Below are 7,268 nucleotides of genomic sequence, written 5' to 3' on the forward strand. Positions count from 1 at the left end.
AGCGGTGCACGTGTGGCGCGCTGCGTCGACGCTTACGCACGCGCGTCGCCCTCGGGAGGATGCCCGATGCCGCCCGGCACCAGGTGCATCGTGGAGCGTCGCGATCAGGGGCATACGCAACCAGATCGAACTCTTTGAAGGCGCGCACACTATTATCCCGCTCGGAGTCCATTCCACACCCCAATCAACACGTGTCGGCAAGGCACTGTGGGGCAGGCCTAGATCACAGGCTCGGGCCGAGAAAGACTTGCTCGACCGGCGAACGCTCGACATTCGCTGTGTGTTCACGAGAGATGTCCCTTGCCTTGTCGAATGCTGTTCTGGCACGGGCGGCGTCGATCTTCTGGGCGGTTGACTGAGGGGGCGATCCGAGGGGTGTGTCGTCGGTGATACGATACCGGTCCCGGTAGGCCGCGACTGTGCGGGCATGTCGCCGCCATGCTGTTGCCTTCCGCGAATCGCGAGGAGGCACGCCGAGCGGTTTCGTCCAGGCTTCCCGGGCGTCGCGTGCGGCGTCGAGTACCGCGTCGGTGCGGGCCTCGATCAGTTCACGCCGCTCATCAAGTGCTCGGCGCATGTCCGTGTACATCGGGCCGTCGGCGTGCGGGACGAGGCCGGCGATCAACCGCGGTGCCTTGCGGGTGCGGCCCGACCCTGCCGGCCGTGCGGTCGCGCGTTCGACGCGGTGGTGAAGGACGGAAGCGATGTCGTCAGCATCACCGAACCCGCGCGCGGCGACGAGGCGCGGGAGCAGTCGGTCCATGTCGTGGTGATTCGCCTCGGCCCTTCGCAGCTCGGCGGTGAGTGCGCCGAACGTTTCCGAGTCGAGCACGGTGTCGACTTGCTCGGCGGTGAGCCCCGATGCACGAACCAGGCTCGCCCAGCGGTCGCGTTGCGCAGCGGCGGCGATCGTCTCGTACTCCGCAGCGAGTTGGGCGATGGAGCCCCACTGCTCGTGTTCGGCGGTGATGGTCTCGTGCGCGGACAGCTCAGCGCCGACGTGCTGGAGCACCCCGTTCAGCACGCTCCTGCCGGTGGCATCCGGGTTCTCGCCCGGATGCGACTCCGTGTGAGCATCGTCAATCCGGTCGAGGATCACATACGCACGGTTGGAACGCATGCCTCTTGTCATCGCGACGTAGAAATTCTCCCGCGTCGTGGTGGGCTCGACCAGAACGTGGGCGGTGTCGACGGTGACGCCCTGGGCGCGGTGGGCGGTGACCGCGTACCCGAGATCGACGTGCTCGGCCACATAGGACGCCGGGAGGAGGATCGAGCCGCCGAACCTGCGACCGGTCTTGCGGATGGTGATCGAGCCGTCGTCGCGGACGTTGGTGATGGTCCAGGTGTCGCCGTTGCGTACCCACTCCTTGCTGTTGCGGAGGCGGCGGTCGTTGCGGCGGGTGATGATCGTGTCTCCGACTCCGGCGGCGGTGCCGCCGTTCAGCTCCACCTCCCGGCCCGGTGTAAAGGTGCCGTCGAGGATCAGGTCCGCGCGGGCGCGCTGGTTGAGGGTGGTGACGTCGTCGCGGGTCTCGGCGATCAGCACCGACACCAACCCCGCATTCCGGTCGGCGCGCCAAGCGGCATAGGCAGCATCCGTCATCGCCTCGGCGTCACCGTCGCGGATGCGGCCGTGGTCGAGGTAGGTGTCGATCACCTGCGTCCGCCCGTGCCGCAACGAGAGTGAGGCCGTCTTCTCCCAGGTGTTCACGAAGCGGTGGACATCGACCAGTTCGGGCGCATCATCCCGGTCGTTCACGAGCAGTCCGAATGCGCCGCCGGCGTCGACGGACTGGAGCTGGGCGAAGTCCCCGACCAGCAGCACTTTCGTTCCCGCCCACTCGGCCAGGTGCGTGATGCGATCCAGTGAAAGGGTGCCGGCCAGAGATGCCTCATCGATGATGACGAGCTGGCCGGACTGGAACGTTTCGCCACGGGTGAGTTGGTTCTGCCACCACTTTGCCGTGTTCTCCGTCGGGATCCCCAAGTCCTCGGCAAGTACCTGTGCCGCGACCGCGGACGGCGCCAGCCCGACCACGGACCCGGCGCCGTGTTCCTTCTCCCATGCCCGCCGCAGCGCGGACATGGCCGTGGTCTTCCCAGCACCGGCCGGACCAACGAGCACGTCCAGCATGCGCCCGGAGACGGCGATCTTCGTCAGCGCGTCGGCCTGATCCTCACCGAGCATCCGCCCCTCATGATCTGGCCGGGCGGTGATCTTCTCCACCGTGCGAAGCGGGACTGTCGGTGCGGTCATGGTGCGGGAACGATCCAGCAGTCGGTCCTCAGCGGCGAGCAACAGCTCGGAGGAGAACACGGTCGAATGCTTGGGCCGGAACACGCTGGTGCCGTCCGCCCGGCGGAACTCCACCGGGCTGGTGGCGAGGTCGGGCGGCGTCAGCCGCAACGAGAGTCCTTCGGCAGCATCGGCCACCATGCCGACGACCGCTTCCCGGTCCCGCATCGAGGCGAACCGCCAGCCCATCGTCTGCCGCGACGCCTCAGCCATCAGGTTCCAGCGCCGCCACGTCGACCGCTTCTCACCCACCACCCCGACGACCGAGGCGCCGAGTTCGGCGATCACGTCCAACGGCACATCATCGGCCCGCAACAGCAGCACCGGGTCGTTGTCGGTCACGGCTTGGGCCCATCCGGTGGCGTCCCGACCGAGCACGTCGGCGGCGCGGGTGCGCCACTCGCTGGTGAGGTTGGCCAGCGACCGCACCTCCTTGTCCGGCCGGGTGGCGAGGGTCGCTTGGGCGCGGAGCTTGATGATCGTCGCCGTGGACGGCTGGCGGCCGTGCCGGGCGACGTACTCGTCGATCAGCCGGTTCTTCTCGACGTCGATGTGGCGGGCACGGGTGGAGAACTCGGCCACCAGCTCCTGCGGCACGCTCGTGATCGCCCACGCCGGGTTCCGGTCCCGGCCCATGTCCCGTGCCTCCCACTCCACCCCGAAGGTTCGCGTCATGTGATCGGCGAACACCGCCTCATGCAGTTCCGACAGCGCGACCACGGCGGCGTGCATCGGCCGCCCATCCAGCGACCGCCACTTCCCGTCCAAGACTGTCTGGACCTTGTTGGAGATGACGACGTGGGTATGCAGGTGAGGGTCGCCCGCGCGGGAGTCGAAGTGATCGAACGCCGTCGCCACCAGCCCGGTGACATCGACCTGTGCAACGGCCCCGTCCCCGGCGGTTGCACCGGTGCGGGTGGCTGCAACCTCTCGCTCCATGAACGCAACCACATCCGCAACCGCCCGATGATGCGCCTCACCAATTAGCGCTTGCGTCCCGGCGTCGGCGACCGCCCACAGCGCGGAGGCGGACTTCGGGATCGAGAACGTGAAATCGAACCCCGCCACAGCACGCCGCGTCCCACGCGCGCTCTCCTCGGCCTCGATCTGCGCGACCGCCGCCGCCTTCGCGCCCGGACTCAGGCCCGCGTCCAGGCCAGCGATCCGCGCATCGATCCGCTCGGACACCGACTTGTAGACGGGGAACGCCAGACCGAGCGGGTCGCCAGTGATCGGGTCGCGACCCATCCCCATCAAGAGCTGGAGCTGGGCCTCCGACACCCGATCACCGACCAAGAGCTGCCCCTTGCCGAGCGAGGCGACACCTGAGCCCAGCCATTGGCCCGGTGGGGTTCCCGCGTCCACGTAGTACCTCGTCAGAGGCGTCGACAGCGACCTGTCGCCATCGGCCGCGGCGACCGTGCGGAGCAGGTACTTGTACCCATCACCTGCACTCATCACCCGCATCGAAACCGTCACCAGAGCACCGCCTCTCGACAGCCAGGTGAGCCGACGCTGACCGAGCGGAACACTGTCAACGTTGGTTGACTGTCGGCGGACGCGCGATATTCAGTGCGGGCTTTATTGGCCGCGTTGGGCGACGTAGCTGGACCAGTCTCGGGCGGCGAGGGCTGCCCATCTGATGGCGGTGGTGTCGGCGATGCCGATGAGGTCGGCGAGCACGGGTGCCGGGACTTGTCCGGCGAGGGCGAACATGGCGGCGTGGCGTGAGCGTCCAGGCCTCACACCGGCGGCGACGAGGTGGCCGCGGAAGGTTTCTCTGACGAGGTGTCTGCCTGGGTGGCGTCCGGGGAAGAGCCAGCCGTGGTCGGTGCTGGCGATCGAGGGGCTTCCGGGGCGTGCGAGGTGGCGTCGGATCAGGTCGTCCAGGCCGGGCGGCATCTCGATGGGGACGCTGTCGAAGGTGACGATGACTTTGCCGTCGTCGCCGAGGGTGATCTGGTCGGTGCGCATCGCGACGATCGTCTGGAGTGGTTGGGCGAACAGGAGCGTGAACAGTCCACCGATCCGCGCGTGGAGCGCGATGGTGTCGTCGTGGAGCAGTGTGTTGATCTGGTCCCAGCGGTCGGCGTCGGTGCCGATGACCTCTGGCAGTGTCGTTCCCCTCCAGGGGATCGTGATGTTGGTGTTCGCTCGCGCTCGGCTGAGCCAGGCGACAAAGGTCTGCTGGCTGTTGCGTGCGCCGGGATAGTCCGCGAGGTAGGACTCGAGTTGGGGTTGGGTCAGGCTGGCGATCGTGGTGCCGTGTCGGGCGGCCCACTGGCCGAGCCGGACAGCGCCGTTGATGTTGCCCCGGGCGCTGTAGATCGCTGTCTTGCTCAGCTGGCCATGCTCGGCACTCCTGCGTAGGCGCCGGAGCAGGTGCCAGCGGGCGAAGCGTCCGACCAGCGCTCTGTCCTCGGCTTCCAGGGGTGCGAGGGTGGCATCGAGCCACCGTTCCATCTGCTCGATCGGCGCATGGTAGGCGGGCAGGACACCGGCCCCGGCGAGGAGGTCGCGCAGGTAGTTGTGCGATCGATCAGCGGGCAGCACCCAGAAGGTGTCGTGGCTGATCGCCAGCTCTCCTCGGGCCATCATGCCAAGGAGCTTGACGCCGGTCGCGGGTGGTTTCTGTAGCCAGGTGATGACGCTCTGTGGGCGCGGCGCGGCGATCAACTCGTCATAGAGCGGCTGGAGTTGGTGGTGGATTGCCTGGGTGCTCGGGTCGGTGAGCAGGAAGGTGAGGCGCTCGGTGAGGAAGCAGCGTGCGCACCGGTCACGGCCGTAGGGATTGTCCTCGCGGCCACAGCCGGTGCAGGCGAACACCGACTCCTCGCCGGCGCAGTCGGCGCAGACCACGATGTTGTCAGCGAACCGCGACGGGTAGGCGATCGGCCGCTGCTGGGAGCACTCCGGGCAAACTGCGGGGTGGTAGGCCAGTTGGAAGCGGCAGCGAGGGCAGATCGACCCGCCCGGGAGGCTGACGGTTCCGCCGCGAAGCCCGCATCTGACGCAGGCCGGGTTCCGCAGCCCGCGCCTCACTCGGTGACGCCGTCGGGGCGTCTGATCTTCGCGCGGATCGGGCGCAGGTCACCGATCTGTGGGCCGCCCTCGCTGCTGGTGCCGGTCTTGGCCTGCTTCTGCTCAGCGACGACCCCGACGATCAGATCGCCCGGGGCGCAGGCCAGGGCGTCGCAGAGCGCAACCAAGACCTCGGTGTTCAGCCGTTGTGGCGTCTTCGTCACCAGCCGGTAGACGTGCTCGCGGGTCAGGTGGATACCACGCTCTTCCAGCAGCGGCACCAGCTCGCTGGTTTGGAACAGGCCGCGGTCAGCCATCACCTGCCGTAGGTTCCACTGCACCTGGATCGTCCTCATGGTGTTCTCTCCTTCTCCTCGGTCCGGTAGACCCTGGCCAACGCTGCTTGCAGGGTCTTGTTCTTGAAGTCGTTGGACACCGATGTGTAGATCGCGGTCGTGGACGCGTACGTGTGCCCGACCTGCTCGGTGACGAACCGCTCCGGGTAGCCGTGCTCGATCAAATGCGTCACGTACGAGTGCCGCAGGCAATGCAGACTCAGGTGCTCATCCAACCCGATCTCGGCCCGCGCGGTCGCGAACAGATCATCGACCTGACGGACCTTCACCCGAGTCCGGCGCTCGGTCAACCAGAGTGCGGGATGCCCCTCGGCCTCATAGAGCGGCAGCGCCTCCTCGACCCACTGCCTGATCCCGTCGACGGCCCAGTCAAACTCCGGAACCGCGAGTACCGTCCGACGACGCGGCAATGACCCCGCGGTCGCTTTTCCGTAGCGCACATGCACCGAGCCGTAACTGCCCCAAGCACGCATGTGCGGGTTGGGGCGCAGGTCCGCGACGTCCAGGCGGGCAAGCTCGTTGCGGCGCAACCCGAACGCATACGCCGTCTTCAACATCGTCGCGTCGCGCAACCCCGCCAACGCGCCCTTGCGCCCCGAACGGGCGATCCGATCCACCCGCTCATCGAGCCAGTCGAACAACGACTCCAACTCGCGATACGTCAACGGACGACGCTGCGGCTGGCCCTCGTAGTCGTTCAGATGCGCGACCGTGTTCCACTCGTTGCAGACCTGCGAAGGCACCTGCCCAAACCGGTCATGGCACTGCGTCGGCCACTCATACCGCGAGTCCGTCACGTAGTCACAGAACATCCGTAACGTCAGGTGATAACCCCGGATCGTGGACAGCGCCAACCTGCCCTGCCCCGATGTCAGCGACACCGTGAAGTCCTCGACATCGCCGGGCGTCCACTGCCACGGATACGACTCGCAGAACGCCTGGAACCGGCGGATCAGCCGCTCTCGCGTCACCACCGTGTGCTCGCCGAGCTGCCGGGACCGCTGCTGCCTCGACCAGCCCGTCACCATCGCCTCGAACACCGCGGCAGGCTCATTCAGATGCACCACGCCCGGCACCAGCAACAACCGCGCCGACCCCGGAAACTCGCCCGCCATCCACCCTCAATCCGTTACCTACAACATCACGATGTTGCATCTACGGTAACATGAACGTGAGCGCCCTGCTCCCACAAGCCCACCAGCCAGCCCGACCCAAGAACGTCGTGACCAGTAACGGCAAGGGCTGTGACATCTGCGGCGATAATGCTCGCTTAACCCCAATACCGTTCAGTTAAGGTCGCAGCGGTGTAGTTTGGTGGTATGCCGCGTGTTGGATGGAAGAAGCCAGAGACCGAGCGTCGCCTCTCTGACCTGGTCTCGGTCGGGGTGCTGACGCGGGTGTTCCCGCCCGAGCTGGTCGATGAGGTGATTGCCGATGTTGGCCGGACCGAGCAGCGGCATCGTTCGTTGCCGGCTCGGGTGATGGCCTACTTCGCGATCGGGATGGCGCTGTACTCCGAGGGCTCGTACGAGGACGTGCTGGCGCAGTTGACCGACGGGCTCTCGTGGGCCTCGGGATGGAGCGAGACATAC

At 67.1% G+C, this 7,268-nt stretch carries 5 protein-coding genes; 1 reads left to right on the forward strand and 4 read right to left on the reverse strand.

Features of this window, described 5'->3' with window-relative positions; all coding sequences use genetic code 11:
- Nucleotides 1–223: 223 nt before the first annotated feature.
- The 4 genes from mobF to BUC15_RS13125 form a co-directional block, all read right to left on the reverse strand.
- Nucleotides 224–3,778 carry a MobF family relaxase gene (mobF, locus tag BUC15_RS20810; protein WP_245787980.1) on the reverse strand — a complete coding sequence of 1,185 codons (3,555 nt, stop codon included), beginning with the start codon at nt 3,776–3,778 and terminating at the stop codon, nt 224–226.
- Nucleotides 3,779–3,880: 102 nt separating this feature from the next.
- Nucleotides 3,881–5,341 (reverse strand): FYVE zinc finger domain-containing protein, encoded by a 1,461-nt coding sequence (locus BUC15_RS13115; protein WP_084189582.1) that lies wholly within the window; start codon nt 5,339–5,341, stop codon nt 3,881–3,883.
- A complete protein-coding gene (locus BUC15_RS13120; protein ID WP_073189021.1) occupies nt 5,338–5,676 on the reverse strand; it encodes a helix-turn-helix domain-containing protein in 339 nt (112 codons plus the stop codon). Before BUC15_RS13120 ends, BUC15_RS13115 begins: the two co-directional genes overlap by 4 nt.
- Complete coding sequence (locus tag BUC15_RS13125; protein WP_073189023.1) at nt 5,673–6,791, reverse strand: tyrosine-type recombinase/integrase; 1,119 nt, start codon at nt 6,789–6,791, stop codon at nt 5,673–5,675. The genes BUC15_RS13120 and BUC15_RS13125 overlap by 4 nt, the downstream gene beginning before the upstream one ends.
- 204 nt (nt 6,792–6,995) lie before the next feature.
- On the opposite strand from BUC15_RS13125, the gene BUC15_RS13130 reads away from it, so the two are divergent.
- On the forward strand, nt 6,996–7,268 hold a 273-nt coding region (locus BUC15_RS13130; protein ID WP_175558327.1), incomplete at its 3' end, for a transposase domain-containing protein.

Source organism: Tessaracoccus bendigoensis DSM 12906 (genome assembly GCF_900141915.1).
Lineage (GTDB): Bacteria > Actinomycetota > Actinomycetes > Propionibacteriales > Propionibacteriaceae > Arachnia > Arachnia bendigoensis.

Coding starts and splice junctions, on each gene's coding strand:
- BUC15_RS13120 (WP_073189021.1), bottom strand. CDS start 5,676: ATGAGGACGATCCAGGTGCAGTGGAACCTACGGCAGGTGATGGCTGAC.
- BUC15_RS13125 (WP_073189023.1), bottom strand. CDS start 6,791: ATGGCGGGCGAGTTTCCGGGGTCGGCGCGGTTGTTGCTGGTGCCGGGC.